This window comes from Kribbella sp. NPDC050124, from assembly GCF_044460355.1.
In the GTDB taxonomy this organism is placed as follows: Bacteria; Actinomycetota; Actinomycetes; order Propionibacteriales; family Kribbellaceae; genus Kribbella.
Window position 1 is genome coordinate 17,361 of the sequence record NZ_JBITJU010000023.1, and the last position, 26,134, is coordinate 43,494.

The 26,134-nt window shown below is 69.3% G+C and carries 27 protein-coding genes; 18 read left to right on the top strand and 9 right to left on the bottom strand.

The window, feature by feature from the left end; all coding sequences use genetic code 11:
• Positions 1 to 139: 139 nt before the first annotated feature.
• Together ACIBL3_RS36535 and smc are read left to right on the top strand one after the other, a co-directional pair.
• Positions 140 to 295 carry a hypothetical protein gene (locus tag ACIBL3_RS36535; RefSeq protein ID WP_233712037.1) on the top strand — a complete coding sequence of 52 codons (156 nt, stop codon included), beginning with the start codon at positions 140 to 142 and terminating at the stop codon, positions 293 to 295.
• 272 nt (positions 296 to 567) lie between these two features.
• Entirely contained in the window at positions 568 to 4,128 is a 3,561-nt protein-coding gene (gene smc, locus ACIBL3_RS36540; RefSeq protein WP_396358616.1) for a chromosome segregation protein SMC, read from the top strand.
• Positions 4,129 to 4,132: 4 nt separating this feature from the next.
• Here the strand turns inward: smc and ACIBL3_RS36545 are convergent, their stop codons facing one another.
• Positions 4,133 to 5,005, bottom strand: a complete 873-nt coding sequence (locus ACIBL3_RS36545) for a hypothetical protein (RefSeq protein ID WP_396358470.1) — start codon at positions 5,003 to 5,005, stop codon at positions 4,133 to 4,135.
• 99 nt (positions 5,006 to 5,104) lie between these two features.
• Between ACIBL3_RS36545 and ACIBL3_RS36550 the strand changes: the two genes are divergently transcribed.
• From ACIBL3_RS36550 to ACIBL3_RS36575, 6 genes are all read left to right on the top strand, one after another.
• Positions 5,105 to 5,254 (top strand): hypothetical protein, encoded by a 150-nt coding sequence (locus ACIBL3_RS36550; protein WP_396358471.1) that lies wholly within the window; start codon positions 5,105 to 5,107, stop codon positions 5,252 to 5,254.
• Positions 5,251 to 5,757: a hypothetical protein gene (locus ACIBL3_RS36555; protein WP_396358472.1), complete on the top strand. Its 507-nt coding sequence runs from the start codon at positions 5,251 to 5,253 to the stop codon at positions 5,755 to 5,757. Before ACIBL3_RS36550 ends, ACIBL3_RS36555 begins: the two co-directional genes overlap by 4 nt.
• Positions 5,758 to 5,803: 46 nt before the next feature.
• Complete coding sequence (locus ACIBL3_RS36560) at positions 5,804 to 6,337, top strand: sigma-70 family RNA polymerase sigma factor (RefSeq protein WP_396358473.1); 534 nt, start codon at positions 5,804 to 5,806, stop codon at positions 6,335 to 6,337.
• Positions 6,334 to 7,008 carry an anti-sigma factor family protein gene (locus ACIBL3_RS36565; RefSeq protein ID WP_396358474.1) on the top strand — a complete coding sequence of 225 codons (675 nt, stop codon included), beginning with the start codon at positions 6,334 to 6,336 and terminating at the stop codon, positions 7,006 to 7,008. Before ACIBL3_RS36560 ends, ACIBL3_RS36565 begins: the two co-directional genes overlap by 4 nt.
• 30 nt (positions 7,009 to 7,038) lie before the next feature.
• A complete protein-coding gene (locus ACIBL3_RS36570; protein WP_396358475.1) occupies positions 7,039 to 8,127 on the top strand; it encodes a threonine aldolase family protein in 1,089 nt (362 codons plus the stop codon).
• Between the two features lie 154 nt (positions 8,128 to 8,281).
• Positions 8,282 to 8,842 carry a dihydrofolate reductase family protein gene (locus ACIBL3_RS36575; RefSeq protein WP_396358476.1) on the top strand — a complete coding sequence of 187 codons (561 nt, stop codon included), beginning with the start codon at positions 8,282 to 8,284 and terminating at the stop codon, positions 8,840 to 8,842.
• On the opposite strand, the gene ACIBL3_RS36580 is transcribed toward ACIBL3_RS36575, so the two are convergent.
• Both ACIBL3_RS36580 and ACIBL3_RS36585 read right to left on the bottom strand, forming a co-directional pair.
• Entirely contained in the window at positions 8,835 to 9,740 is a 906-nt protein-coding gene (locus tag ACIBL3_RS36580) for a M56 family metallopeptidase (protein ID WP_396358477.1), read from the bottom strand. The genes ACIBL3_RS36575 and ACIBL3_RS36580 overlap by 8 nt on opposite strands.
• Positions 9,737 to 10,123 carry a BlaI/MecI/CopY family transcriptional regulator gene (locus ACIBL3_RS36585; RefSeq protein ID WP_396358478.1) on the bottom strand — a complete coding sequence of 129 codons (387 nt, stop codon included), beginning with the start codon at positions 10,121 to 10,123 and terminating at the stop codon, positions 9,737 to 9,739. The genes ACIBL3_RS36580 and ACIBL3_RS36585 overlap by 4 nt, the downstream gene beginning before the upstream one ends.
• 83 nt (positions 10,124 to 10,206) lie before the next feature.
• Between ACIBL3_RS36585 and ACIBL3_RS36590 the strand changes: the two genes are divergently transcribed.
• Genes ACIBL3_RS36590 through ACIBL3_RS36620 form a run of 7 tightly spaced genes read left to right on the top strand, consistent with a single transcriptional unit; the run spans position 10,207 to position 18,774 of the window.
• Positions 10,207 to 11,628, top strand: a complete 1,422-nt coding sequence (locus ACIBL3_RS36590; RefSeq protein ID WP_396358480.1) for a cytochrome ubiquinol oxidase subunit I — start codon at positions 10,207 to 10,209, stop codon at positions 11,626 to 11,628.
• Between the two features lie 13 nt (positions 11,629 to 11,641).
• Positions 11,642 to 12,652: a cytochrome d ubiquinol oxidase subunit II gene (cydB, locus tag ACIBL3_RS36595; RefSeq protein WP_396358481.1), complete on the top strand. Its 1,011-nt coding sequence runs from the start codon at positions 11,642 to 11,644 to the stop codon at positions 12,650 to 12,652.
• Positions 12,649 to 14,274 carry a thiol reductant ABC exporter subunit CydD gene (gene cydD, locus ACIBL3_RS36600; protein ID WP_396358482.1) on the top strand — a complete coding sequence of 542 codons (1,626 nt, stop codon included), beginning with the start codon at positions 12,649 to 12,651 and terminating at the stop codon, positions 14,272 to 14,274. The genes cydB and cydD overlap by 4 nt, the downstream gene beginning before the upstream one ends.
• On the top strand, positions 14,271 to 15,893 hold the full coding sequence (cydC, locus tag ACIBL3_RS36605) for a thiol reductant ABC exporter subunit CydC (RefSeq protein WP_396358483.1): 1,623 nt from the start codon (positions 14,271 to 14,273) through the stop codon (positions 15,891 to 15,893). Before cydD ends, cydC begins: the two co-directional genes overlap by 4 nt.
• A 43-nt stretch (positions 15,894 to 15,936) precedes the next feature.
• Entirely contained in the window at positions 15,937 to 17,106 is a 1,170-nt protein-coding gene (ftsY, locus tag ACIBL3_RS36610; RefSeq protein WP_396358484.1) for a signal recognition particle-docking protein FtsY, read from the top strand.
• A gap of 31 nt (positions 17,107 to 17,137) precedes the next feature.
• On the top strand, positions 17,138 to 17,548 hold the full coding sequence (locus tag ACIBL3_RS36615) for a YciI family protein (protein ID WP_396358485.1): 411 nt from the start codon (positions 17,138 to 17,140) through the stop codon (positions 17,546 to 17,548).
• On the top strand, positions 17,545 to 18,774 hold the full coding sequence (locus ACIBL3_RS36620) for an RNA polymerase sigma factor (RefSeq protein WP_396358486.1): 1,230 nt from the start codon (positions 17,545 to 17,547) through the stop codon (positions 18,772 to 18,774). The genes ACIBL3_RS36615 and ACIBL3_RS36620 overlap by 4 nt, the downstream gene beginning before the upstream one ends.
• Here the strand turns inward: ACIBL3_RS36620 and ACIBL3_RS36625 are convergent.
• From ACIBL3_RS36625 to ACIBL3_RS36645, 5 genes are all read right to left on the bottom strand, one after another.
• A complete protein-coding gene (locus ACIBL3_RS36625; RefSeq protein ID WP_396358488.1) occupies positions 18,728 to 19,372 on the bottom strand; it encodes a DivIVA domain-containing protein in 645 nt (214 codons plus the stop codon). The two genes, ACIBL3_RS36620 and ACIBL3_RS36625, sit on opposite strands and share 47 nt — an antisense overlap.
• On the bottom strand, positions 19,369 to 20,505 hold the full coding sequence (locus tag ACIBL3_RS36630; RefSeq protein WP_396358489.1) for a globin domain-containing protein: 1,137 nt from the start codon (positions 20,503 to 20,505) through the stop codon (positions 19,369 to 19,371). The genes ACIBL3_RS36625 and ACIBL3_RS36630 overlap by 4 nt, the downstream gene beginning before the upstream one ends.
• A 7-nt stretch (positions 20,506 to 20,512) precedes the next feature.
• Complete coding sequence (locus ACIBL3_RS36635) at positions 20,513 to 20,902, bottom strand: group 1 truncated hemoglobin (RefSeq protein WP_396358490.1); 390 nt, start codon at positions 20,900 to 20,902, stop codon at positions 20,513 to 20,515.
• Between the two features lie 188 nt (positions 20,903 to 21,090).
• Positions 21,091 to 22,050 carry an asparaginase gene (locus ACIBL3_RS36640; protein WP_396358491.1) on the bottom strand — a complete coding sequence of 320 codons (960 nt, stop codon included), beginning with the start codon at positions 22,048 to 22,050 and terminating at the stop codon, positions 21,091 to 21,093.
• Between the two features lie 38 nt (positions 22,051 to 22,088).
• The gene (locus ACIBL3_RS36645; protein WP_396358492.1) at positions 22,089 to 22,664 is read right to left on the bottom strand and encodes a helix-turn-helix domain-containing protein; all 576 of its coding nucleotides are present in this window, start codon (positions 22,662 to 22,664) and stop codon (positions 22,089 to 22,091) included.
• An 80-nt stretch (positions 22,665 to 22,744) separates the two neighbouring features.
• Between ACIBL3_RS36645 and ACIBL3_RS36650 the strand changes: the two genes are divergently transcribed.
• From ACIBL3_RS36650 to ACIBL3_RS36660, 3 genes are read left to right on the top strand one after another with little or no spacing between them, the layout of a single operon-like run.
• Entirely contained in the window at positions 22,745 to 23,689 is a 945-nt protein-coding gene (locus tag ACIBL3_RS36650; RefSeq protein WP_396358493.1) for an NAD(P)/FAD-dependent oxidoreductase, read from the top strand.
• A gap of 26 nt (positions 23,690 to 23,715) precedes the next feature.
• Positions 23,716 to 24,168, top strand: a complete 453-nt coding sequence (locus tag ACIBL3_RS36655; protein WP_396358494.1) for a sigma factor-like helix-turn-helix DNA-binding protein — start codon at positions 23,716 to 23,718, stop codon at positions 24,166 to 24,168.
• Positions 24,165 to 25,397: a hypothetical protein gene (locus ACIBL3_RS36660; protein ID WP_396358495.1), complete on the top strand. Its 1,233-nt coding sequence runs from the start codon at positions 24,165 to 24,167 to the stop codon at positions 25,395 to 25,397. Before ACIBL3_RS36655 ends, ACIBL3_RS36660 begins: the two co-directional genes overlap by 4 nt.
• On the opposite strand, the gene ACIBL3_RS36665 is transcribed toward ACIBL3_RS36660, so the two are convergent.
• The gene (locus ACIBL3_RS36665) at positions 25,398 to 25,997 is read right to left on the bottom strand and encodes a TetR/AcrR family transcriptional regulator (protein ID WP_396358496.1); all 600 of its coding nucleotides are present in this window, start codon (positions 25,995 to 25,997) and stop codon (positions 25,398 to 25,400) included.
• Positions 25,998 to 26,134: the final 137 nt, after the last annotated feature.

Genomic DNA, 26,134 nt, shown 5'->3' on the forward strand with positions numbered 1-26,134 from the left:
GGTGTCACCCTGAAAGACGGCACACATTATTTGTTTTAGGCGCTCCGGGGATCAGGGGCGCTCACAGGCCAGAACCCTTCCGGAGGACAGCACAATGGCCAAGGCTCTTCTAGGGCACCTTGGAGGCACTGACCCGCGCATGCTCGAGCAGGTTCGACTGCTCAACCGGCGTGTCGCCGATCTGGAGGCGCACGTGATGCGCCTGCAGGCAGAGAACGACCACCTCGTCGCACAGGTCCACGAGGGCCGGCTGCTGACAGTCGACGAGGCTCTGCGCGCCCCCGCTTCGGTCTGAGGACCCGAGCCGCAGACACCAGAGTTCCATCTCTACCGTCCGCACAACCACGGCGGTGGCCCCCGTCCGGGCCCCCGCCGGTTCTATGTCCACTGAATGTTGAGCTCCCACACCGTTGCCGATCAATCTGTCGGTCGGCCTCCAACGGTTCGCTGAAATGTCTTTGTAGACTGCGAAGCGGAACTACTTCCCCCGGGTAGCGGCAGCGTCACGAGCAGTTACGACGGTTCCTTGGGTATCGTCTGTCCTTTCACGGGTTGGAGAGCTTCGCTTTGTACCTGAAGAGCATGACGCTCCGAGGCTTCAAGTCGTTCGCGTCGGCCACGACGATGAACTTCGAACCGGGCATCACCTGCATCGTCGGCCCGAACGGCTCCGGTAAGTCCAACGTCGTCGACGCCCTCGCCTGGGTGATGGGCGAGCAGGGCGCGAAGTCGCTGCGTGGCGGCAAGATGGAAGACGTCATCTTCGCCGGCACCTCCGGCCGCGCCCCGCTGGGCCGCGCCGAGGTGGTGCTGACGATCGACAACACCGACGGCGCGCTGCCGATCGAGTACGCCGAGGTGACGATCAGCCGGACGATGTTCCGCAACGGCGGGTCCGACTACCAGATCAACGGCCAGAGCTGCCGGCTGCTCGACGTCCAGGAGTTGCTCAGCGACTCCGGGATCGGCCGCGAGATGCACGTCATCGTCGGCCAGGGCCAGCTCGACTCGATCCTGCGCGCCACGCCGGAGGGCCGGCGCGGGTTCGTCGAGGAGGCGGCCGGTGTCCTGAAGCACCGCAAGCGCAAGGAAAAGGCGATCCGGAAGCTGGAGGCCACCGAGGGCAACCTGAACCGGCTCGGGGACCTGATCACCGAGATCCGCCGCCAGCTCAAACCGCTCGGGCGCCAGGCGGAGGTGGCGCGCCGCGCGGTGACGATCCAGGCGGAGGTCCGGGACGGCCGGGCCCGACTGCTGGCCGACGACATCGTCCAGGCGCAGTCCGTGCTGGAGGCCGAGCTCAAGGACGAGGCGCGGCTGACCGAGCGCCGGTCCGAGACCGAGGCCAAGCTGCGCGAGGCCCGGGAACTCGAGGCCGAGCTGGAGGACGCGCTGCGCGAGGACGCGCCGGCCCTGCAGGCGGCCCAGGACACCTGGTACCAGTTGTCCGGCTTCGGCGAGAAGGTCAAGGGTACGGCGCGGATCGCGGCAGACCGGATCCGGTCGCTGAACGACGAGGCCGAGGAGCCGCGGGCCGGGCGGGACCCTGAGGAGCTCGAGCTGGAGGCGGCCCGGGTCCGCGAGACCGAGGCCCAGATCGAGGCCGAGGTCGAGGCGCACTCGGAGCTGCTCGCCGAGGCGGTCGAGCGGCGCCAGCAGCTGGAGTCGCAGGAGGCCGAGGAGGAGCGCCGGATTGCGGCGCTGATCCGGGCCGCGGCGGACCGGCGCGAGGGCCTGGCCCGGCTGACCGGCCAGGTGAACGCGCTGAAGAGCCGCGCGGCCGCCGCCGAGTCCGAGATCGGCCGGCTGGCGAGCAACATGCGGGAGGCGGAGGCCCGGGCGGGCAAGGCCCAGCACGACTTCACCGCGCTGGAGACTCAGGTGGCCGGCCTCGACGCCGGTGAGCGGGGTCTCGACGAGGAGTACGAGGCGGCCCAGGCGGTCCTCGACGAGATGGACGAGCGGCTGGCCAAGGTGCGCGCCGAGGAGCGTGACGCCGAGCGCGAGCGCACCGGTCTGGCGGCCCGTAAGGAAGCCCTCGAGCTCGGCCTGAACCGCAAGGACGGCGCCGGCGCCCTCCTGGCCGCCTCCGAGCAGGTCAACGGCCTGATGGGGTCGGTGGCGGCGCTGCTGAGCGTGCGCTCCGGCTACGAGACCGCGATCGCGGCCGCTCTGGGTGAGGCTGCGGACGCCGTCGCGGTCACTCACACCGATGCTGCTCTCCAGGCCGTCGGTCACCTGAAGCAGCACGACCTCGGCCGGGCCGGGATGCTGCTGGGTGACGCGCCGGCCGACGACTACAGGACCTGGCCCCAGCTGCCGTACGGGGCGTCGTACGCCGTTGACGTCGTGGACTGCCCGGACGGCCTGCGCCCTGCGCTGCGGCGGCTGCTGCGGAAGGTGGCCGTGGTGGACGACGTACCGGCGGCTCAGTCGCTGGTCCGGCATCTGCCCGACGTCACCTGCACCACCCGCGCCGGCGACGTACTGGGAGCACACTTCGCGTACGGCGGATCGGACGCGGCGCCCAGCCTGATCGAGGTGCAGTCCGCGGTCGACGAGGCGGCGGAGAAGCTGACCGAGGCCACGGCGCGGAGCGAGCGGCTGGGGTTCGAGCTGCAGACTCTTGAGGACGAGCGGACGCGGCAGAAGGACACGGTCGAGATCACACTGGCCCGGCTGCACGAGTCGGACGCGGCGATGGCCGCAGTGGCCGAGCAGCTCGCGCACTTCGGGTCACTGGCCAAGGCGTCCCGCGGCGAGGCGCAGCGGATGGCCGAGGCGATCGCGGCGGCCGAGGAGGAGCGCGACCGGAACCTGTCCGGCCTGGCCGAGCTGGAGGAGCGCCTCACCGACGCCGAGCAGTTCGACGACGACGGCGACGAGCCGGACACCGGCGAGCGCGACCGCCTGGCGGACGCGGCCAAGGCGGGCCGGGCGGCCGAGATGGAAGCGCGGCTGGCGCTGCGGACCACCGAGGAGCGGGCGCGGGCGCTGGCCGGCCGTGCGGACTCGCTGGAGCGTGCGGCGCGGCAGGAGCGCGAGGCGCGGGCACGGGCGATCGCTCGGGCTGCCCGTCGGGCGCGGCAGGCGGAGGCGGCTCAGGCTGTTCACCTGGCCGCCGGTCACGTGCTGGCTCGACTGGAGTCCTCGCTGCAGTTGGCTGCGTCCGAGCGCGCCGCAATCCAGGCTCAGCGGGCGGACCGCGAGCAGGCGCTGGCGCAGGCCCGGTCGGCGACGCGGAACCTGAGCTCCGAGCTGGAGCAGCTGACCAACACCGTGCACCGGGACGCGCTGGCGCGGGCCGAGCAGAAGATGCGGCTCGAGGCGTTGTACGAGAAGGCGCTGGGCGAGCTCGGGATCGAGGTCGACGCGCTGGTCGCGGAGTACGGCCCGGACCAGCTGGTGCCGCCGCTGCCGAAGGACGGCGAGGAGAACACCCTCGAGCTCGAGGGCGAGCCGTTCAACCGGACCAAGGTGGAGAAGCGGCTCAAGCAGGCCGAGCGGGCGCTGAACCAGCTCGGGCGGATCAACCCGCTCGCGCTGGAGGAGTTCGAGGCGATGGAGGAGCGGCACCGCTTCCTGTCCGAGCAGCTCGACGACCTGAAGAAGTCCCGGCGCGACCTGATGGACATCGTCAAGGAGGTCGACGAGCGGGTCGAGCAGGTCTTCACCGAGGCCTACCGGGACGTCGAAGTCGCCTTCCAGCACGTGTTCAGCCGGCTGTTCCCCGGCGGTGAGGGCCGGCTGGTGCTCACCGACCCGGACGACATGCTTGCCACCGGCATCGATGTCGAGGCGCGTCCGCCGGGCAAGAAGGTGAAACGGCTGTCGCTGCTGTCCGGTGGCGAGCGGTCACTGGTCGCCGTCGCGTTCCTGGTCGCGCTGTTCAAGGCCCGGCCGTCGCCGTTCTACATCCTCGACGAGGTCGAGGCGGCGCTGGACGACACCAACCTCGGCCGGCTGCTGGAGCTCTACGAGGAGCTGCGGGAGAACAGCCAGCTGCTCGTCATCACGCACCAGAAGCGCACCATGGAGGTCGCCGACGCGCTGTACGGCGTGACCATGCGCGGCGACGGTGTGTCGTCGGTGATCTCCCAGCGGATCCGCGAGCCCGAGCCGGTCTGACCGTTCACCAGCTGTTGTCGCCACCACCGCTGCCGTGGTCGCCACTGCTGCCGTGGTCGGAGCCACCGCCCCAGCCGCCGTCGAAGTACACGTCGCCCTGGGCGTCGTAGTAGTCCCAGAGGCCGTAGCTGTACTTCGTGTCCTCGGCGGCTCGGAGCGTCGCGGCGTCGGCGAACGCGGCCAGCCCACGCCGGAACGGGCCGAGCCGGAACATCCCGGTGGCGCTCCACCAGCTGACCGGTTCGTCGTCATCGGTGGGCAGACCGGCTGCGAGCTGCTCCCAGCGATGGTGCAACCCCAGCGCGAGCGCCCACGGGAGGAACCGGATCAGCTCGGCCTGCCGGATCTGGCCGGCTTCGAGCGTGCCGACGTACCTCCGGAAGCCGAGAACGTTGTCCACCATCGCGTGACCGGCCGGCGTGAGGATGCCCCACCCGAGCAGTCTGGTCCGGCGCAGGAGCCGCCCGATGCTTCCGGGGACTGGCGTCCGGTAGTACCAGCTTTGCTCGACTACCCGCGTTTCGACGGCCTGCCGCAGCTTGTCGTGCGCGCCGAGCATCCGGACGTTGTCCTTGCGGCCGCGGCGCAGCATCCGGCTGTCGCCCGGCTTGAGCAGCGGGAACATGCCCTTCAGCAGCACCTGGTGGTGCTCCTCGACGGCGGCGCCGGGGTCGACCAGGACGACGGTCTGCGGCGAGCCCTCGACCGGCCCTTCGTCGAGCCGTACGGCGCCGAGCTGAGCGAGCTCGAGGATCGTGCCGCCGGTGGCTGCCGGGCCGACCTCGCCGAAGACGAGCAGGGCCGCCTCGGCGACCGACAGGTCCGGCGGGGTCGCCCGCTTCGGCAACCGTAGGTAGCGGCGCGCTGACAGCCTCATGAACCGAGAATAGGTCCAGACCGGATCTGTCGAGCGTTTGAACGATCAAGCGGTGATCGTCATCGAGGCGATCAGGTCGCCGTCGACGTCGAAGGTGAAGTGCGACGGGCCGTTGTAGCCGTCGCCGCCGACCTGGGTGACGATCGTCAGCGGGTTGCCCGGGGTGGACTCCTGCCGGAGTTGAACCGGTCCGGGACCGCGGACGTGTGGGTGGTGTCGATCACCGACTTCGAGGGGACACCATCATGAAGCGTCTGGGCAGTGTCGTCGCTGTGCTCGTACTCGGCCTGGCCGGGCTGACCGCCTGCGGTGACGAGAGTGACACACCGGCGAGCGGGCCGGCCGCCAGTACGGCGAGCAGCGGGACGAAGCTGGCCGTCGCGGAGGTCGGCGACCTCGGCAAGATCGTTGTCGACGGCAATGGGCGGACCGTGTACGTGTTCGACAAGGACACCTCCGGCAAGTCCAACTGCGAAGGCGACTGCCTCGCCAAGTGGCCGGCAGTGCCCGCCGGCGAGGGCACTCCGCAGCTCGACGGCATCACCGCCTCCCTGGTCGGCACCGTGACCCGCAGCGACGGCAGCAAGCAGCTGACCCTGGGCGGACTGCCGCTGTACCTGTTCGCCAGCGACAGCAAGTCCGGCGAGGCCAAGGGTCAGGCGGTCGGTGGTGTCTGGTGGGTTGTGGGCTCTGACGGCAAGAAGGTCACCAAGCAGCCGTCGTCCGGTAGTGGCGATGGCTACGGCTACTGATGTCGTCCCGGTGTGGTCGCCCACTGTTCCCGGTATCGTGCGGACGGTGGGTGACTACCGGGGTCCGGAGACCGGCGAGGCGCTGGTCCGCTCCTTGTACGCCGAACACGGCCGCAGCCTGCTCGCGTACGCGACCCGGCTCACCGGTGACCGTGCAGCCGCGGAGGACGTCGTACAGGAGACGCTGCTCCGGGCGTGGAAGCATGCGGACGACCTGACGGCGGGCAAGGGATCAGTGCGTGGATGGCTGCTCACCGTGGCCCGCAACATCGTCACCGACCGGGCGAGGGCGCGGGCTGTCCGGCCGACGGAGGTCGGCGACGTGGAGGACCGGCCGCCGGTCGAGGCGGACCACTCCGAGTCGGTGGTGAACACCATGGTGGTGCTGGACGCGCTGGACCAGGTGTCACCGGAGCATCGTGAGGTGCTGGTGCAGCTGTACTACCGCGGCCGGTCGGTGGCCGAGGCAGCCAAGGAACTGGGTGTGCCGCCCGGTACCGTGAAATCGAGATCGTATTACGCCCTCCGAGCTCTACGCGCGGTGATGGCGCCCGGACCAGGAGCGGAGGTGTCCCGATGACTGAGCACGACCGCTCACAGCTTGGCGCCTACGCCCTTGGCGCCCTGGAGCCCGACGAGGCCCGCGAGGTCGACGAGCACCTGGCCACCTGTGCGGAGTGCCGCACGGAGCTGGCCGAGCTGGAGGAGATGAAGGAGTTCCTCGGCGAGGTACCGCCGGAGGCCTTCCTCGATGGTCCGCCACCGGACGGCGACCTGCTGCTGCAGCGCACCTTGCGAGAGGTGCGGACTGCTGCCGCGCCGCCTGCCAAGCGGCGCTCGCCCTGGCTACTGGTCGCTGCTGCGGTTGTCGTAGTCGCCGGTGCGCTCGCTGGCGGCGTGCTGATCGGCAGGCAGAGCGTGGACCCTGCTGACCAACCGGTGGCCGGGTCGAAGCACGCGGTGGCGACCGACAGCACCACAGGTACGAGGATGGCGACCACAGTGGAGCCGCGCGCCGGGTGGAGCTGGATCCAGGTGCAGGTCAACGGTCTGAAGGCCGGAGCCGAGTGCGAGATGGTCGTGACCGACAAGGCCGGCAAGACGTGGGTAGCGGGCACCTGGCTGATCTCGGAGAAGGCAGCCCGGGAAGGCAGCCGGTTCGGTGGCGGTGTGCTGGTGCCGATCGATCAGGTGAAGTCGGTGGAGGTCAGGACGCTCCAGGGCCAGCACGTGGTGACCACCACCATCTAAGTCGCTTGCGGCGCACGAGAGGATGAGGGCGTGGCTACCTCCGACGACCTCCGGGCCCGCCGCAAGGCTGCGGCCGACAACTGCGACCGCTGGCTGTCCGTGCGGAGGTTGCCGCCCGCGGACAGCCTGCAGCGTCTCGCGGACGCCGCCGGCGAGGAGAGCGTTGACACGTACGGCGACGGCGGTCACGTCGCCGTACTGGAGCAGCAGGTGGCCGAGCTGCTCGGCAAGCCGGCGGCTGTGTTCGTGCCGACCGGCATCATGGCCCAGCAAGCCGTCCTACGGGTGTACGCCGACCGCGCCGGGACCAGCCGGGTCGCGGTGCACGGGCTGTCGCACCTCCTGCAGCACGAGCTGAACGCGTTGGAGGAAGTGCACGCTCTGCGGATCGAGCGGCTGACCTCAGAGCCGCGGCAGCCCCGACCGGACGAGCTGGCCGCGATTCCGGGCAAGCTGGCCGCGGTGACGCTTGAGCTGCCGTTGCGCGAGGCCGGGTTCGTGCTGCCGACGTGGGACGAGCTTGTGGTGTTCGCCGAGTCCTGTGCGGAGCGCGGCGTACCACTGCATCTCGACGGCGCTCGGTTGTGGGAGAGCACGCCGTACCTGGAGCACAGCCTGGCTGAGGTGGCTGCGCTGGCTTCGAGCGTCTACGTGTCGTTCTACAAGGTGCTGGGCGGGCTGAGTGGTGCGGCGCTGGCCGGGCCCGAGGACGTCATCGCCGAGGTACGGCGCTGGCAGCGTCGACTGGGTGGCAACCTCTTCACCCTGTTCCCGTACGCCGTGTCCGCGCGCGAGGGACTCGAGACCGTGCTGCCGCAGATGGGGCAGTTGTACGAGCGGTCCGTGGAGCTCTCGATGGCCTTGCAGAGCGAGGGTTTCCGGGTCTTCCCGGAGCCGCCGCACACCAACTCGTTCCGGGTCTACGCGCCGCGGCCGGCCGACGCGATCGACCGGGCGGCGATCGAGCGGATGGAACGGACCCGCGAGGCGATCTGCTTCACCTGGCACCCGGCCGACGTACCGGGCTGGTCGTGGGTGGAGCTGGTGGTGACTCCGAACACGTTGGCCTGGGAGATCGACGAAGTGGCCAAGGCGTACGGGGAACTTCTGGAACAATGAGCAGTGAAAGCTCAGTGAGGCAAGGCGTGGGGATACGGGGAGAGAAGTGCTGACATTCGTTGTCACGATGGTTGTTCTGCTGGTCCTGTCCGGACTGGTGCTGCTGGCGGTCGCGCGGGGAGAAGGCAAGCACTTCGGGTAGTACCTTGCCGTCATGAGACGGCTGATTTTCCAGGAGTACGTGACGCTCGATCTGTACGCGGCCGACTCGGACGGCGGGCTGGACTTCTCCAGCACGATCGCCGAGGAGGCCGACGTCGACAACCTGGCCTTGCTCGACTCCGTCGACACCATGCTGCTCGGCGCCGAGACGTACCGGCTGTTCGCGGCTTTCTGGCCGACCGACGCCGCGGCTGACGACCCGATCGCGCCGAAGCTCAACGCGCTGCGCAAGGTGGTCGTGTCGAGGACGCTCGACAACGCGCCCTGGGGTTCGGACGACTTCGCGCTGGTGATCCGCGACGCGGTCGAGGACGTGCGGGAGCTGAAGAGCGAGGAAGGCAAGGACATCATCTTGTGGGGCAGCATCTCGCTGTTCCACACGTTGCTGATCGCCGGACTCGTCGACGAGGTCCAGCTGCGCGTCTGCCCGGTGCTGATCGGCGCGGGGAAGAGCGTGTTCCCCGTCAGTGGCGAGACTCGGGTGCTGGAGCTGATCGAGGCCCGGCCGTGGGCGAACGGCGGGGCGCTGCTCCGCTACCAGCCAGCTAGCTGACCGCGTCGACGATCGCCTTGACGATCGGCGCTGCCACAGTGACCGTCGGCAGGACGAGCAGTCCGACGGCGACGGCGTACGTGCCTGCCGCGAGCAAGGGGTAGCGCGGCTCGGGGTCGGCCAGTCGCTGGACGCGCAGCACGGTGGCTGACTTCGCTGCGGCCAGTCCGGCCTCAGGTGCGGGTGCGCCGGCCAGTGCGACGAGGGCACGGGCCAGCGGGCGCGGACCATTGCGGCGGCGGGCGTCGTCGTCGGCCAGGAGCTCTACCAACGTGCGTGCCTGCTCCAGCGCCACCTCGCTGCGCACCCAGCGCGGGAAGGCCTGGTGCAGTGCAGTGAATGCCTCCAGCACCAGGTCATGTCGTGCGCGCAGGTGCGCCTGCTCATGCGCGAGTACGGCGTGCAGCTCGCTCTCGTCGAGTCGTTCAAGAGCACCGACTGACACGACCACCCGCGCGCCACGGAGCGCAGGCAGGCAGTAGGCCAGGGGAGTCTGCTCGGACAGCACCCGCAGTCCGGGGATCAGGCCGTCCGGTGTCGCGAGTACGTCGACCAGGTCGCGGTGCCGCTTGCGACGGGCGCGCGTACCGACGGCTACTCGTCCGAAGACCCAGATCAGCTTCACGAGGACCAGTGCGGTCATGGCCAGGATCGCTGCGGCCACGAGGTCTCGGATCGACGACGGGTTGAAGCTGGGCTCGCCGGGCTGGCCGGCGGTCGAGTAGGACAGCGAAATGCCTGCGCCGAGCGCTGCCAGGACTGCCGCGATGGCGATCGCCTGCCAGAGCGCCACGGCGGCTCGGGGGATCCGGTAGGGCCACTGTGAGCGCGCCAGGAGCGCCGGCGCGGGTCCGGTCAGCACCAGGGCCAGGGCGGCGAGGAGAACCGGGGTGATCACCCCGCCTGCTCCTCCAGTCGCGCGAGCGCCTCGCGCAGGAGTTCGGCCTCCTCGTCGCTGACCTGGCCGACGAAGCGGACGAGCGCCTCGCGGCGGTCGCCGGCCCGGTCGAGGGCGTCGCGCATCAGGTCGGCGGCCAGCTCCTCGCGGGGCGCGGCGGCCCGGTAGCGCCAGGCCTTCCCGTCCCGCTCCCGCTCGGTCAGCTTCTTCTTGGCCAGCCGGTCCAGCACAGTCATCACGGTGGTGTAGGCGAGCTCGCGGGTCGTCGACAGCTGTTCGTGGACCTCGCGGACGGTCAGCGCTCCGGGCGCGGCCCAAAGCTGTTCCATGACCACTCGCTCGAGGTCGCCCAGGGGCCTCGGTGCCTTCTCGTCACTCGCCACGTGACCAGTATAACTACGCGTTGTAGTAGATCCACGCTACGATCTACTACGTCATGTCGTAGATGGAGTGGAGGACGGGCGCTGTGGACACCCTGGACCTGGCCCGCTGGCAGTTCGCGATCACCACCGTGTACCACTTCTTCTTCGTCCCGGTGACGATCTCGCTGGTCGCGATCACGGCCGGGCTGCAGACCGCGTGGTACCGCACCGGCAAGGAGAAGTACCTGCGGCTGACCAAGTTCTACGGGAAGCTGTTCCTGATCAACATCGCGATGGGTGTGGTCACCGGCATCGTCCAGGAGTTCCAGTTCGGGATGAACTGGAGCGACTACTCGCGCTTCGTCGGCGACGTGTTCGGCGCCCCGCTGGCGCTGGAGGGCCTGCTCGCGTTCTTCCTCGAGTCGACATTCATCGGCCTGTGGATCTTCGGCTGGGACCGGCTGCCCAAGCTCGTCCACCTGGCCTGCATCTGGATGGTGGTGCTCGGCACGCAACTGTCGGCGTACTTCATCCTGGCGGCCAACTCCTGGATGCAGAACCCGGTCGGCTTCCGCTACAACGCCGACCGTGGCCGGGCCGAGCTGACCGACCTGTGGGCGGTGCTGACCAACAAGGTCGTGCTGGTCACCTACCCGCACACGATCTTCGCCGCGTTCCTGGTCGGCGGCGGCTTCGTCGCCGGCGTGGCCCTGTGGCACCTGGTACGGCGTCCGGACGTCGATCGTGACGTGTTCCGGACGGCGCTGCGGCTGGGCGCGGTGATCGTGCTCGCGTCCGGTGTCGGGGTCGCGCTGACCGGTGACCAGCAGGGCAAGGTGATGACCGAGGTGCAGCCGATGAAGATGGCCGCGGCCGAGGCGCTGTACGAGACCGAGAAGCCGGCCGCGTTCTCGGCCTTCACCGTCGGGACCCTGGACGGCTCGCGGGAGATCTTCTCGGTCAAGGTCCCGTACCTGCTGTCCTTCCTGGCCACCGGTGACTTCCAGGGCGAGGTGAAGGGCATCAACTCGCTGCAGGACGCCTACGAGCAGCTCTACGGGCCGGGGTCGTACAAGCCGAACATCCCGCTGACCTACTGGACCTTCCGGCTGATGATCGGGGTCGGGATGACGTCCGTGGCGCTGGCGGCCTGGCTGCTGTGGACGACCCGCCGGGGCCGGGCGCCGAACCGGCGGCTGATCTGGCTGGTGCTTCCGCTGCCCCTGCTGCCGCTGGCCGCGAACGCCTTCGGCTGGATCTTCACCGAGACCGGCCGGCAGCCCTGGCTGGTGTTCGGATTGTTGCCGACGGCATCGGGTGTGTCACCGGGCACGACCAGCGCCGAGGTGATCACCTCGCTGGCCGGTTTCACCCTGCTGTACGGCGTACTGGCCGTCGTCGAGGCCAAGCTGCTGTTCCGCACCGTCCGGGGTGGGCTGGCCGGGACCGACGGACCCACGTCCGGGCCGGAGCCGCCGGACGACTCGCAGGACGAGGCCGCCAAGCCACTGTCGTTCGCCTACTGAGAGGGCTGGGGAGATGGAGCTCACGACTGTTTGGTTCCTCGCCATCGCGGCGCTGTGGGTCGGGTACTTCGTGCTCGAGGGGTTCGACTTCGGGGTCGGCATGCTGCTGCGGGTACTCGGCCGCGACGAGCCCGAGCGGCGGGCGGTGATCACCACGATCGGTCCGGTCTGGGACGGCAACGAGGTGTGGCTGATCGTGGCCGGCGGCGCGACGTTCGCCGCATTCCCGGAGTGGTACGCGACGCTGTTCAGCGGGTTCTACCTGCCGCTGTTCGCGATCCTGGTGGGGCTGATCGTGCGCGGGGTGGCGCTGGAGTACCGCGGGAAGCGCGACGACCTGCAGTGGCGCGGGCGGATGGACACGATGATCCTGATCGGGTCGGTCGCTCCCGCGTTCCTGTGGGGGCTGACCTTCGCGAACCTGGTTCGCGGTGTGCCGTTGGATGCTTCGTACGAGTACGTCGGCAACCTCGGCGACCTGTTCAGCCCGTTCGCCCTGCTCGGTGCTGTCGCCTTCACCGCGGTGTTCGTCGCCCATGGCGCGATCTTCCTGGCGCTGCGGACCACCGACGACCTTCGGCGCCGGGCCAACCGGCTGGCGTCCCGCACAGGTCTGGTCGCCGCCGTCCTGGTGATCGCCTTCCTCGCCTGGGCGCAGGGGATCCGGGGCGACACCGGCTCGGTGATCGTCGCCGTCGTCGCAGTACTCGCCTTCGCAGCCGGTCTGCTGGCGAACCGGCTGCGCCGCGAAGGCTGGGCCTTCCTGGGGACGACGCTCGCGATCGGGCTGGCCGTGACCTCGTTGTTCGCCGCGATGTTCCCGGCGGTGATGCCGTCAACACTTGATCCCGGATCAACATTGACAACAGTTGATGCCGCGTCAACGCCGTACACGTTGAAAGTGTTGACGATCATTGCCGCGATCTTCCTGCCGCTGGTGCTGCTGTACCAGGCCTGGACGTACTGGGTGTTCCGCAAGCGCATCACGGTCGAGCCGGTCGCAGTGTCGGTGCCGACCTCATGAAGCCGCTCGACCCGCGGTTGCTGCGCAGGGCGCGCGCTGCTCGGGTCTTCCTGGCCGCGTCCGTGGTGATCGGCGTCGCCAGTGGGCTGCTGATCATCGTGCAGGCCGTCCTGCTGGCACGCGGTATCGCCGGCGTCGTCCTGCACGGTGACCCGGTCGCAGGGATCGCCTGGGGACTGGGGGTCGTCATCGCGGCTCGTGCGCTGCTGGTGTGGGCTCAGGAGGTGGTCGCGCAGCGTGCCGCGGCTGCGGTGAAGTCCACGCTGCGCAGGCAAGTGCTGGAGCACTCGCTGAAGCTCGGACCGGTCTGGTTGAGCGGTGAGCGCAGCAGCGCACTGACAACCTTGCTGACCAAGGGTCTCGACGACCTGGACCCGTACTTCGCCCGCTACCTCCCACAGTTGGTGCTGGCGGCAACTGTCCCCGCGGCGGTCATCGGCTGGATGGCTACCGGTGACCTGATCGCTGCGGGGACAGTGGTCGTCACTCTGCCGCTGATCCCGATCTTCATGGCCCTGATCGGCTGGGCGACTCAGGCGCACAGCAGGCGTCGTCAGCGCGCCCTGTCCGTCCTGGCGCACCACTTCGCGGACGTCGTCGGCGGACTGCCTACGCTGAAGCTGTTCGGCCGCGCGAAGGCACAGGAGGCCGCCGTACGGCGGGTAACCGACAAGCACCGGGCAGCGTCGATGAGCAGTCTGCGGCTGGCGTTCCTGTCGTCGTTCGCACTGGAGTTGCTGGCGAGCATCTCGGTCGCCCTTGTCGCGGTCGGTGTCGGGCTCCGGCTGGTCGAGGGACAGCTCGGACTCGAGACAGCGTTGATGGTGCTGATCCTCGCGCCCGAGGCCTACCTCCCGCTGCGGCAGGTCGGCATGCACTTCCACGCCAGCGCCGACGGGGTCGCCGCAAGTGAAGAGGTGTTCCGCGTGCTGGAGACGTCACTGCCCGAGCGTGGCGACCGCACCGACGTACCAGACCTGCGCGAGACCTCACTGCACCTGTACGACGTGACAGCGCGGTACCCGGGTCGCGACGAGCCGGCGCTGGACGGCTTCGACCTGGATGTCCGGCCGGGTGAAGTGGTCGCCATCACTGGGCCGAGTGGGGCGGGCAAGTCGACCGTCTTCGCTGTGCTGCTTGGGTTTGTCGAGCCTGAGCGTGGTGTGGTGGTTGCCGGTGGGAGTGCGGCGGACGAGTTCGAGCCGGCGGCTTGGCGACGGCAGTTCGCGTGGGTGCCGCAGCGGCCTGGGCTCCGGATGGGAACGGTTGCGGACAACGTGCGGCTGGGGCGACCCGAGGCCTCAAATGACGACGTGCGGTTGGCATTGCTGGTCGCTGGGGCGAGCGAGCTCGAGCTGGAAAAGGCTGTGGGGGAGCAGGGGCAGTTGTTGTCCGGTGGGCAGCAACGGCGGGTGGCGCTGGCCAGAGCGTTGATCACGGACGCGCCGGTGTTGCTGCTGGACGAGCCGACCGCGGGGCTGGATGCCGACACCGAGGCAGATGTTGTTGCAGGGCTGCGGGCCAGTGGTCGGACGGTCCTGATGATCGCGCACCGGCCGGCCCTCATCGCCGCCGCAGACCGAACAGTCACCGTAGGCGCGAGGGAGCTGGTGAACGCATGACGACCGTCTGGCGGTTGGTGATGCCGGAGCGCCGCATCTGGTGGCGGCTGGGGTTGGCGCTCCTGGCTGGCGTGCTTGCAGCCGGGTCCGCGGTGGCCTTGCTGGCGACCTCGGCCTGGTTGATCACGACGGCGGCGGCTCAGCCCCCGGTGTTGATCCTGATGGTCGCAATCGTGGCCGTGCGAGCGTTCGGTGTCGGCCGGGGCGTGTTCCGGTACGTCGAGCGGCTGGTCGGACATGACGCGGCCTACCGAGTGCTCGGTGAGACCCGGGCGCGCATCACCGGTCGCTTGGAGAAGCTCGCACCGGGCGGACTGAGCTCTCGACGCAAGGGCGACCTACTGGCACGACTCGTGCTCGACGTCGACGCAGTCCTCGACCTGTGGCTGCGGGTCGTCCTCCCCATCGCAGCCGCCGCCGTGACTGCAACAGCAACAGTTGCCCTGCTGACTCTCCTGCTTCCGGCAGCAGGTGCAGCCGTCGCGCTGGCGGTCCTCGTCGCGTGCACCGTCGTACCGTGGCTGACGGCGCAAACTGCTGCACGCGCCGAGCGGAAGATCGCCGGCTCGCGAGGTGAGGTAGCCGCTGCTGCGACCGAGACACTGCTGACCGCCGGCGACGTGGTCGCGTTCAACGCGGTCGACGACGTACTCGACTCCTTCAGCGCGAGCGACGCGAAGCTCGCCAAGGCGGAGCGGCGCTCGGCCTGGAGTGCAGGGCTCGGCGGTGCGCTGCTCATGCTGTGCATCGGCGGCGCGAGCGTGGCCGGACTGGTGCTCGGCAATACGGCGAACATCACCGGCGCGGTGTTCGCCGTACTCGTCCTGACGCCGCTCGCGCTCGCCGACGTACTCGGTGGCATCCCAGCCGCCGCACAGCTCGCGATCCGAGTGCGGGCAGCACTGGGCCGCGTGCAGGAGCTCCTGGACAGCCCGGAGCCGGTGACCGAGCCCGCAGCACCACAGCCGCTGCCGACCGGGCGAGACCTGGAGGTGAAGCTCCTACGGGTCGGGTACGACGGTGCCGACGTACTGAACGGGTTGAGCCTGGACATGCCCACTGGGAGCCGAGTCGTCGTCACTGGGCCGAGTGGCTCGGGCAAGAGCACGCTGGCCGCAGTGCTGCTGCGATTCCTTGAGCCACGGGCCGGTGAGGTCCGGTTGGACGGCGTTGATCTGTCCCAGCTCGAAGGTGATCAGGTGCGGTCTGTGGTTGGGCTGCTGACGCAGGAGAGCCACGTGTTCGACACGACTATCCGGGAGAACCTGCTGCTCGCCAGGCCGGGTGCCAGCGATCTGATGCTGTGGAAGGCGCTCTACCGGGCCCGTCTCGGGCTGTTCGTCGAGAAGCTGCCGGACGGGCTGGACACGATGGTGGGCGAGCACGGTGCCCGGTTGTCGGGCGGTGAGCGTCAGCGGCTCGCGTTCGCGCGGCTGCTCCTGGCGGATCGCGACGTACTCGTGCTCGACGAGCCGACCGAGCACCTGGACGAGGAGACCGGTCGCGCGCTGCTGGAGGACCTTTTCGCCGCGGCCGGCCACCGGACGGTGGTCCTCCTGACCCACCGGCCCGAACTGGTGCCTGCTCACGTACCGCAACAGCTGGTGTGCCTGACGTGACGGATGCGGGCGGCGGGCTGGGTGTCTGTCAAGATGGGGAACCGTGACTCCTCTGCTCGCCGACTCCGTTCTGATCGCCATCATCGTGGCCGCCGTCGTCCTGGTCGCCGGTACGGCCGGACTAGTGGTGACCCGCCGCCGCAGGGCCGAGCTGCCGGCTCCCACCCCGCCGGCGCCGCTGGACACCGCCGAGCCGAAGCTCGGTGAGGACGCGGAGGAACCTCGCGACACGCCGACCCGGACACTGGAGGACACCGAGCTCCCCGAGGAGCCGGTGGCGACGATCGAGAAGCCCGAGTCCGCACAGGGCCGGCTGATCCGGCTGCGCGCCCGGCTGGCGCGGTCCCAGGGGTCGCTGGGCAAGGGCCTGCTCGCGCTGCTGTCCCGCGACAAGCTGGACGAGGAGGCGTGGGAGGACATCGAGACCACGCTGATCACCGCTGATGTCGGCGTGACGCCCACGCAGGAGCTGGTCGAGCGACTGCGGACCCGGATGCGGGTCGAGGGCGTCGGCGGTGAGCAGGCCCGGCAGATCCTCCGCGAGGAGCTGGTGGAGCTGGTCAACCCGTCGCTGGACCGGTCGCTCAAGGTCAGCCGCAAGGAGACCCAGCCGGCCGTCGTCCTGGTGGTCGGGGTGAACGGCACTGGCAAGACCACCACAGTGGGCAAGCTGGCGCGCGTCCTCGTCGCCGAGGACAAGCATGTCGTCCTGGGCGCCGCGGACACGTTCCGCGCGGCCGCGGCGGACCAGTTGCAGACCTGGGGTGAGCGGGTCGGCGTGCGGACCGTGCGCGGTCCCGAGGGCGGCGACCCGGCCAGCATCGCGTTCGACTCCGTCAAGCAGGGCATCGAGGAGGAGGCCGACGTCGTCCTCGTCGACACCGCCGGCCGGCTGCACACCAAGACCGGCCTGATGGACGAGCTCGGCAAGGTGAAGCGGGTGATCGAGAAGTCCGCCGAGGTGGACGAGGTGCTGCTCGTCATCGACGCCACCACCGGCCAGAACGGCCTCACCCAGGCCCGGGTGTTCGCCGAGGTCATCGACGTCACCGGCCTGGTGCTGACCAAGCTCGACGGTACGGCGAAGGGCGGCATCGTGATCGCCGTCCAGCGCGAGCTCGGGGTCCCGGTCAAGCTGGTCGGCCTCGGCGAGGGCGCGGACGACCTGGCGCCGTTCGATCCCGAGCAGTTCGTCGACGCGTTGCTCGACTGAGCTGCCAAGATGGGCCGGTGGAGGAGATGACATGACCAGGTTCTTGCTGCTGGTGAACATGGACGGCGGGAACGTCGACACTCCGATGCTGGAGTGGGACGAGCCGGACATGCAGGCGCACATGCAGTACCTGAGCGACCACCTGGATCGGCTGCGGGACAGCGGCGAGCTGGTGGACCACCAGGCGCTGACGTGGCCCAAGCACGCCAAGGTGGTCCGCGCGGCGAGCGTGAACGCCCCGGTGGTCACCGACGGGCCGTACGCCGAGGCAAAGGAGATCCTGGCCGGCTGGGAGCTGATTGACGTCGAGTCCGAGCAGCGGGCGCTCGAGATCGCCGCCGACCTCTCGTGCGTGCCGGGACCGGGTGGCGTGCCGACCGAACAGCCGATCGAGGTTCGCCGGGTGATGGACGTCGGCGACGCTGACCTCTACGACGTGTGACCGGTCGGCAACTCGAGGACCTGCTGCGTGCGCTGACGCCGCAGGTTCTCGGCACGGTCGTCCGGTGGTCCGGTGACTTCGCCGCCGCCGAGGACGCCGTACAGGAGGCGCTGCTGGCTGCGGCGACCACCTGGCCGCGGGACGGCACGCCGGACAACCCGAAGGCGTGGCTGATCCAGACTGCCTCGCGGCGCCTGATCGACGAGGTCAGGCAGGAGCAGGCCCGGCGGCGACGCGAGGAGCGGGCCGCACTGCGCGATGTGCCGCCTGAGGACGTCGAGGAGCAGGACGACACGCTTCGCCTGCTGTTCCTGTGCTGCCATCCGGCGCTCACGCCGGCGTCGGCGATCGCGTTGACGCTGCGCGCCGTCGGCGGCCTCACCACCGCCGAGATCGCGACCGCCTACCTGGTGCCTGAGGCAACGATGGCGCAGCGGATCAGCCGGGCCAAGGGGAAGCTCAAGGGTGCGGCGTTCGAACTGGACGCCAGCGAGGAACGGCTGCACAACGTGCTGCACGTGCTCTACCTGATGTTCAACGAGGGCTACGCGACCAGCAGCGGTCCGGAACTGCAGCGCAGCGACCTGTCGAGTGAAGCGATCCGGCTGACTCGCACTGTGCATGCGCTGCTCCCTGAGAACGGTCAGGTGACCGGTCTGCTCGCCTTGATGCTGCTCAGCGACGCACGTCGCGCGGCCCGCACTGGCTCGGCGGGCGAGCTGATCCCACTCGCAGAGCAGGATCGCACGCTGTGGAACAAGGACTACATCACCGAAGGCCTCGCACTGGCAGTGGAAGGCTTCAGTACGCCGCCAATGGGCGAGTACCAGCTGCAAGCCGCGATAGCCGCCCTGCACGACGAGGTGGACCGGCCGGAGGACACTGACTGGCCGCAGATCCTGGCGTTGTACGGCCTGCTGGAGGACCTGTCCGGCAACCCGATGGTGAAGCTCAACCGGGCCGTCGCAGCAGCCATGGTGCACGGCCCTGACGCCGGGCTGGAGCTCCTGGAGCCACTGGACAAGGAGTTGGAGGGCCACTACCGCCTGGACGCCGTACGCGGGCACCTGTACGAGATGCGCGGCGATACCGAGATCGCCGCGCACCACTTCCGCGAGGCCGCCCGTCGTACGACGAGCAAGCCGGAACGGGACTACCTCACCTCGAAAGCAGCCGCGGTCAGATCGGGCGGCGATGGTTGGCCTGCGGCCGGGACTCGCGGATAGCGTCCGCCGTTCCGTTCGACAGGTCCGTCCACCACTCCACCTCCTCGTGCGCGGCGGCCGGCTCCTGCGGTACCTGCGGAAGGTGACCGAGTCGCTCCACTTGCTCCGCCAGCGCGTCGAGGACCGACCGCAGTTGGACCCGGGCCACCTGGGTGAACGTGCGGACGTACTCCAGCTCGGCCACCACCTGCGCGTCGGTGGGCGGTAGCCGCTTCACCGCACTCTCCACCGTGTCACGGGCCTGCTCCAGCGCGTCCCGCTGCTGGCCGCGGGCAGAATCCACCAGGTCCTTCGCGTACTGCTCGGCCTCGGCGACGAGGTTGTCCGCGATCTGCTGGGCCTGGCTGAGCAAACCGACCGCGTGGGCGGTGATATGGGCGCGCTGGTCGGCGTCGGGTGAGCTGCTGCGGCGACGTTCGACCTCGGCCCGGAGCTCGGCCCGGTCCGCGTCGGCATACTCGATCTGCTCGGCCAGGTCGTTCAGGTACGCCGCGACCTCGTCCGGGTCCAGCCCCCTGCGCCGGGACCGGAACGTCTGGTGCCGGATCGAGTACGGCGATTGCGCGGGTCTGCGGGCGAACGGATCTTCAGGCGTCACTGCTGGCCCCCTGCCGAGGTCGTGGTCCCGAGGGACTCGGTGCGGATGTCGGCTGCCGGGAGACCGGCTCCGGTGAGTTCCTCCAAAGTCTGCCGCACCATGGCTGGCGAACCGCAGACCAGGGCGGTGCGGCCGGCCCAGGGCCCGTGGTCGGCCGCGACCGTCCCCACCGGACCGCGCGGGCCCGGGTACGACCCGTCGTCGGAGACGACACCGGTGTAGCTGAACCACGGCCGCTGGGTGAGGCTGTTGAGCCGCTTGTGCTCGTATAGGTTCCACGGCATGCGGGCACCGTGGAACAGGTGCACCCGCGGCACCTGGGCCGGATTCGTCCGCCGGTCGAGCTGCTCGAGCATCGCCCGGAACGGCGCGAGCCCCGTTCCGCCGGCCACCATGAGGATGTCCTGGCCGTTCTCGGGCAGCTTCAGGCTGTCCCCGACCGGGGCGCCGAGACGGACCGAGTCACCGCGCTTGAGTGAACGCACCGCGGGCCCGCTGACCTGTCCGCCTGGCACCAGACCGATGTGCAGCTCGAACGAGCCGTCGTCGCGTGGCGCACTGGCCGGGCTGTAGTAGCGCCAGCGCCGCGGCCGGTACGGAATCTCCAACGCGACGGACTGCCCGGGCTGGTAGTCCAGCGGACGTTCCGGACGGATCTGCACGATCGTCACGTCCATCGTGCGCCGGTCGACCCCGAGGACCTCCCCGGACCACCAGGCCGGGGTGTCCTCGGCCGACTCCTCGGCGGCCTGCACCATCACCGAAGACACCAGGCCGTACGCCTCGGCCCAGTCGGCTGCCAGGTCGGCGGTCCAGGCGGCGCCGAGGAAGTGCTGCAACGTTGCGAGCAGCGACGCCCCGACCGCCGAGTAGTGCTCGGCGACCGCCCCGAACCGGCGGTGGTCCCGGCCGAGCTGCTGCAGGAACGGCACCACCTGCTCGAGCTGGGTCGCGTTGCTGACCACAGCACCAAGCGCGCCGACCAGCTTGTCCCGCTGAGCGGCCATGGAGACCGGGAACATCTCCCGGACCTCGGGGTGGGAGAGGAACAGGTGTGAGTAGAAGAACAGCGGCACTTCGTCGCCCGACTTCGCGACCAGCGCCCAGCTGCTCTTCAGCGCTGCCGGATCCATTCCCGGGTCAGCTGGCGGTGACGATGTCGGCCTGGGTCGCACCCAGTGCCGTCACGACCCGCCCGACGATGTCGGCGGGCACCTCGTGTTCCTCCAGCGAGTGGACCAGGTGCACGACCACCTGTCCGAAGTCCTCGTCGGTGATCCCGCGGCCCTTGTGCGCCTCCGCCAGGTCGGCGCCCTCGTAGGTCACCGGGCCACCCATCACCTGCGAGACCAGCTGCACCTGGTGCCGCTTGAGCCGGGTCAGGTCGGTGTCCACGAAGTAGCCGGCGAGCTGCGGATCGCCGAGCACCTTCCGGTAGAAGAGGTCCACCACCGAGGCGACCGCCGCACCACCGCCGACCGCGTCGTAATCGCTGTTTCCCCCCACACTGCCCTGTGCCTGCTCGACCACGGCGCAACCATCTCCAAGTTCTCGAAATCATCCCCGAGCGGTGACGATCCGAGCACCCTCCGGCGCACAGGTCAAGCCTGTGGCGGAGATTTGTCACGATCCGTCCGATCTTCGTTCGAACCGTTGACACGACGGCCCAAATGGGGGATGTTATGCGCTCTATGTCTCACGAAAGTTGCCTAAGGCAATCAGTGGTACTGCGCGAAAGCCGCAGTGATGTCGTCATCGGTTGCCAGCAGCAGCCGGAGCAGCACGCGCGCCTTGTAGGGGTCCAGGAATCCGCCGTCGATCAGGCCACGCTGCAGCAGGTCGCTCTCCGACCCCACTGACTTGTAGGTGTTCCGCAGTACCGAGCCACCACCAGTCCGCGACGTCAGTACGACGGGCATGACTGCTGCCAGCTCACCCAGCACGGGGGCGAGTGCGGCCGGCACGTGGCCCACACCGAACCCGGCGACCACCAGACCCTGATGAGTGCCCGACAACCCCTGCAAAAGCAGGCCGTCGTCATCCATCGTCACCGTGTACAGCGCTACTCGCGTTGCATCGAGCTGAGCCGGCTCAGCCATTCCGTGTACGCCGTCCAGCCGCATCGGACGCGTGAGGACGCGGACTCGGTCCTCCACCACGTGACCGATCGGCCCGGTGTTGGGTGACACGAAGGTCGCCGTACTGGTGCTGTGGGTCTTGCGCACCCACCGCGCCGCGTGGATCTCCTCCTTGAACACCACCAAGGCACCGAGGTCACGGGCAGCGGGCGAGCAGGCGACGCATGCAGCGGCCAGCAGATTGGCCGGACCGTCCGGACCGGCGAGCGTCGGGTTGCGCATCGCACCGGTCAGGACGAACGGCTGCGGATGCGGCCACACCTGGTCGACCAGGAACGCGGTCTCCTCGAGGTTGTCCGTGCCCTGGGTGACCACGATGCCGGTAGCGCCGTTCGCCACCGCCTTGGACGCGGCATCGACCACTTCGAGCATCTTCGACGCCGTCAGGTTGGCGCTGGGCACTTTCTCGACGTCCTGGATCTCGACCGGGTGACCGAGCTCGGCCAAGCCCGGTACGGCGGCGGTCAGGTCGTCACCGGTGAGCCGGTGCGTGCCGGCCATCGAGATGGTGCCGCCCAGAGTGAACAACGCGACGCTCACAACCAGCTCCTCAGCGCTACGGACCGAACTGGCGCAGGCTACCGGGTGCGGGCCCGGACGTGCATCCGTTCACCCTGTGGGCCGTACAGGCACAGCACCTCGGTCGGTCCGGGTCCGGGGTTGCTGAACCAGTGCGGCACTCGACAGTCGAACTCAGCCGCTTCACCCTCGCCAAGCACGAAGTCCTGGTCGCCCAGCACCAGCCGGATCCGCCCCGACAGGATGTACACCCAGTCGTAGCCCTCATGTGTCCGCTGGCTCACCTCACCGCCCGGCCACCCCTCCGGCAGGATCTGCTTGAACGCCTGCAGCCCGCCGGGGCGCCTGGACAGCGGGATATGCACCGTGCCGTGCCGCTTGATCGGCTTGGCGTGGATCCGCGGGTCACCGGTAGGCGGTGCGTCCACCAGCTCGTCCAACTGCACCTGGTGTGCACGCGCGAGTGGCAGCAGCAGCTCCAGCGTCGGTCTGCGCTGCCCGGACTCCAGCCGAGACAGCGTGCTCACCGAGATCCCGGTCGACTCGGACAGCTGGGCCAGCGTCGTGCCACGCTCGGCGCGCAGGCTCTTCAGCCGCGGTCCGACCGCCTCGAGTACCTCGTCGAAAGCCTCCATGCTTGCCATTCTGGCAAAGAAAGTTGTCGAAAACGAAAACCATCGCGGATCCTCGCTGTACCGAGAGAGGAGTCCAGGAGATGAAGAAGTACGACGTGATCGTGGTCGGCGGGGGCGCCGCCGGGCTGAGCGGGGCGCTGGCACTGGCGCGGTCGCGCCGGTCGGTGCTGGTCGTCGACGACGGCACCCCGCGGAACGCCCCGTCCGAAGGCGTGCACAACTACCTCACCCGCGACGGCGTCCCACCAGCCGAGCTGTACGCCCTCGGTCGCGACGAGGTCGCCGGGTACGGCGGTGAGTTCGCTACCGGCACCGTGACCCGGGTGCGCCGCGACGAACTGTTCACGGTCGAGCTTGCCGACGGTGCGACGTACCAGGGCCGGCGGCTGCTGGTGACGACCGGGCTGACCGATGTGCTGCCTGACGTGGGCGGACTGGCCGAGCGGTGGGGCCGTGACGTGCTGCACTGCCCGTACTGCCACGGGTGGGAGGTGCGCGACCAGGCGATCGGCATTCTGGCGACCACTGGGATGGCGACGTTCCAGGCCTTGCTGTTCCGGCAGCTGAGCGACGACGTCACGCTGTTCCTGCACACCGCGCCGGAGCTGTCCGACGAGCAGTGGGAGCAGCTCGCTGCCCGCGGAATCTCCGTAGTACAAGGGAAAGTCGAGCAGCTGGAGGTGGAGAACGACAAGCTCACCGGTATCCGGCTGGAGGGCGGCAAGGTGATCCCGCGCGACGCGCTGGCCGTGCAGACCGGCATGCGTGCCCGTGCGGACTTCCTGGCCGACCTGGGCCTGGAGATCGTCGTACAGGAGGCCAACGGCCTGGAGGTGGGCACCATCGTCGCAGCCGACCCGCAGGGCACGACGGCTGTGCCCGGCGTCTTCGTGGCCGGCAACGTGACCGACGCGCGGGCGACCGTCATGCCGGCTGCCGCGTCCGGCCTGATGGCAGCCGGCGGGATCAATGCGGACCTGATCACCGAAGAGACTCGCTTGGCTGTGGCCGCGCGCAGTAGTTGAGGAGTTGAATAGAGGCGGGAGGGTGGATGCAGGAATCGGTCGACCCGGACTTCGCCTCGTATGTCGACGCGCGGCAGGGTAGATGGCTCCGTACGGCGTACCTCGTGTACGGCGATCTGGAGCGAGCAGAGGACGCGCTGCTGCACGCCTTCACCCGCTTGTCGATGCGCTGGGACAAGGTGGACGACCCGGACGTCTTCGTCCAGCGGCTGCTCTACCAACCGGCCCTGGTGCGCTGGAACCGGGTGAAGGCGTTCCCGGACGAGGACGACCCGGTCAAACGCGCATTGGCCGAGCTGACGCCCACACAGCGCGCCGTGTTCGTGTTGCTGCACCTGGAGGAGCTCACCGAGTTCGAGGTGGCCGACGTACTCGGAATGTCCAACACCTCCGTGCACAACCACGGCCTCACCGCCTTCAGCCGCTTCCGTACGGCACTCGGCGCTGGTGACTGGCGGGACGCGGGAGAACCGCGATGAGACGCGAGGAGATCCAGCCGCTGCTCTACAACGCGGCGGATCTGCTGCCGGAGCCGGACCTGGCCGACGCTGCCTGGGCCGAGGGGCTGGCAACCCGCCGTCGCCGTCGCCGCAGTGTCCTGATCGGCTTGCTGGCTGTGCTTCTCGTCGCTGCGGCTGCCGGTATCGGCGCCGGCGTCAGTGGGAGCAGGAGCAGCGAGCTCGTCCCGCCGCCGACCACACCGACGCACCCACCCGGTTACGTCTCGCCGAGCGGGCAGATCGCCGGGATCGACTTCTGGATCGCGCCACCGGCCGGCAGCGAGCGCTTCCTGGACCGGGTGTACACCCCGCTCGGCGATCGGCTGAACCTGCCGGACGACCCCGAACCGCTCAGTGAGCACCCGATCGAGAACCTCGCCGCCGTGGTGCTCGAGGAGCGCAACGGCCGGTACGACGCACTGCTGCTGGGCTCCGACGCGAGCTGGGCACGCTCCGACCTGCAACTGCAGCCGATCCGGATCGGTTCGCCGCTGAGCTCCGGAGCGATCTCGCCGGACGGGCGGTTCGCTGCCTTCCCACAGCCGGGCGAACTGGTCGTGCTCGACGCCACGACCAGTGAGGTCTTCCGCTATCCCTTGCCCAGCAGGGATGTCAGCAGCGTGTCCTGGCTGCCCAACGCCGCGCGCGTCCTGGTGAGTGGGCCTGGCGTGGCCTACCGGGTGCTTGTCGGCGAGAGCGACGGTGATCGGGATCCGGTCATCCCGATCACCGCGGCTGCGAACCCGGCGTCGGTCACAGCGCCGTACCGGATCGACAGTGGTGCGGTGCTGCGCTACATGGTCACCGGGCGATGGGCCTTGGACAGTCAGCTGCAACTGCCGGTGCGGACCTGGGTCGGGCAGACGTTCTCGACGTACACCATGGCGGCCCGGCTGTTCGTCTCCGACGACCTTCAGCAGGTGCCGACCAAGCGCTCGCAGCCACAGGTGGTAGCTGCCATCTCGACGCTGCGTGCAGTGCCCAGCCACCTGCTCGTGCTGGGGGAGACGGACCGCTCCACACCCGCCATGGACCCCCAGGGCGTGCGTGAGCCGGGCTGCTGCGCCGTACTGGGCTGGTACGGCGACCGGCCGCTGATCCAGGTCAGTGGTTGGGTGCTCGCCTGGGACATCGACACCGGCCAGGTACAGCGCGTGACCGAGTTGGACGTGGACGCCGTCGCTCTCGGCCCCGGCCTTCAGCCCTGATTACTCCTCCAGGATGCAACGCATCGTGAACTTCAGCAGCCGGTCGGCGTCCTGCGGTGTCGGCATCTGCTCACCGGTCAGCGCCCGGATGACGAACACCCCGGCCAGCCACTGCACCATCAGCGTCGTGTCCACCGTGCTGCGGATCGGTTCGCCGCGAGCCCTGGCTCGGTCCAGCGCGGCTTCGGTCAGCTGGATCCGCCGTTCCAGGAAGCCCCGGTAGATCGCGGCGGACCGCTCGTCGCGGTTCGCCTCCGACACCGCCAGGCGGATCAGTGCCAGTCCTTCCCGGCTGTTCACGAACGTCAGAGCGTCGGTGTAGACCTGGCGCAGATCACCCTCGATCGACCCGGTGTCGGCATCGGGGATCTCGATGTCGAACAGGTCGGCCAAGGCGTCGTTGGCCAGGTGCTCCTTGCTCGCCCAGCGCCGGTAGATCGTCGCCTTGCCGACTCCCGCGGCCTCGGCGACGTCGTCCACCGTCATTCCGTCGAATCCACGCTCCAGCAGCAGCTGTACGGCGTTCCGGCGGATTCTCGGCTCCGCGTCCGGGTCCCGTGGCCTGCCTCGGCGCGGCCTCACCCCGTGGTTGGTCCCCATTTCGTGTTCCCCAGCATCGGACGGGCGCAGTGGCGCGGCTGCGTACCCGTGTGGTCCAGGCCAGAGTGCCACAACTTCGGCGATGTCACGCCGATGTCACCTGAAAGCCCTCTTTGTCACATGCCTGAAACAAATGG

Coding starts and splice junctions, on each gene's coding strand:
- ACIBL3_RS36565 (WP_396358474.1), top strand. CDS start 6,334: ATGACTGAGCACGACCGCTCACAGCTTGGCGCCTACGCCCTTGGCGCC.
- cydC (WP_396358483.1), top strand. CDS start 14,271: ATGACGACCGTCTGGCGGTTGGTGATGCCGGAGCGCCGCATCTGGTGG.
- ACIBL3_RS36650 (WP_396358493.1), top strand. CDS start 22,745: ATGAAGAAGTACGACGTGATCGTGGTCGGCGGGGGCGCCGCCGGGCTG.
- ACIBL3_RS36545 (WP_396358470.1), bottom strand. CDS start 5,005: ATGAGGCTGTCAGCGCGCCGCTACCTACGGTTGCCGAAGCGGGCGACC.
- ACIBL3_RS36665 (WP_396358496.1), bottom strand. CDS start 25,997: ATGGGGACCAACCACGGGGTGAGGCCGCGCCGAGGCAGGCCACGGGAC.
- cydD (WP_396358482.1), top strand. CDS start 12,649: ATGAAGCCGCTCGACCCGCGGTTGCTGCGCAGGGCGCGCGCTGCTCGG.
- ACIBL3_RS36660 (WP_396358495.1), top strand. CDS start 24,165: ATGAGACGCGAGGAGATCCAGCCGCTGCTCTACAACGCGGCGGATCTG.
- cydB (WP_396358481.1), top strand. CDS start 11,642: ATGGAGCTCACGACTGTTTGGTTCCTCGCCATCGCGGCGCTGTGGGTC.
- ACIBL3_RS36655 (WP_396358494.1), top strand. CDS start 23,716: ATGCAGGAATCGGTCGACCCGGACTTCGCCTCGTATGTCGACGCGCGG.
- ACIBL3_RS36645 (WP_396358492.1), bottom strand. CDS start 22,664: ATGGAGGCTTTCGACGAGGTACTCGAGGCGGTCGGACCGCGGCTGAAG.
- ACIBL3_RS36575 (WP_396358476.1), top strand. CDS start 8,282: ATGAGACGGCTGATTTTCCAGGAGTACGTGACGCTCGATCTGTACGCG.
- ACIBL3_RS36555 (WP_396358472.1), top strand. CDS start 5,251: ATGAAGCGTCTGGGCAGTGTCGTCGCTGTGCTCGTACTCGGCCTGGCC.
- ACIBL3_RS36615 (WP_396358485.1), top strand. CDS start 17,138: ATGACCAGGTTCTTGCTGCTGGTGAACATGGACGGCGGGAACGTCGAC.
- ACIBL3_RS36535 (WP_233712037.1), top strand. CDS start 140: ATGCTCGAGCAGGTTCGACTGCTCAACCGGCGTGTCGCCGATCTGGAG.
- ACIBL3_RS36630 (WP_396358489.1), bottom strand. CDS start 20,505: ATGGATCCGGCAGCGCTGAAGAGCAGCTGGGCGCTGGTCGCGAAGTCG.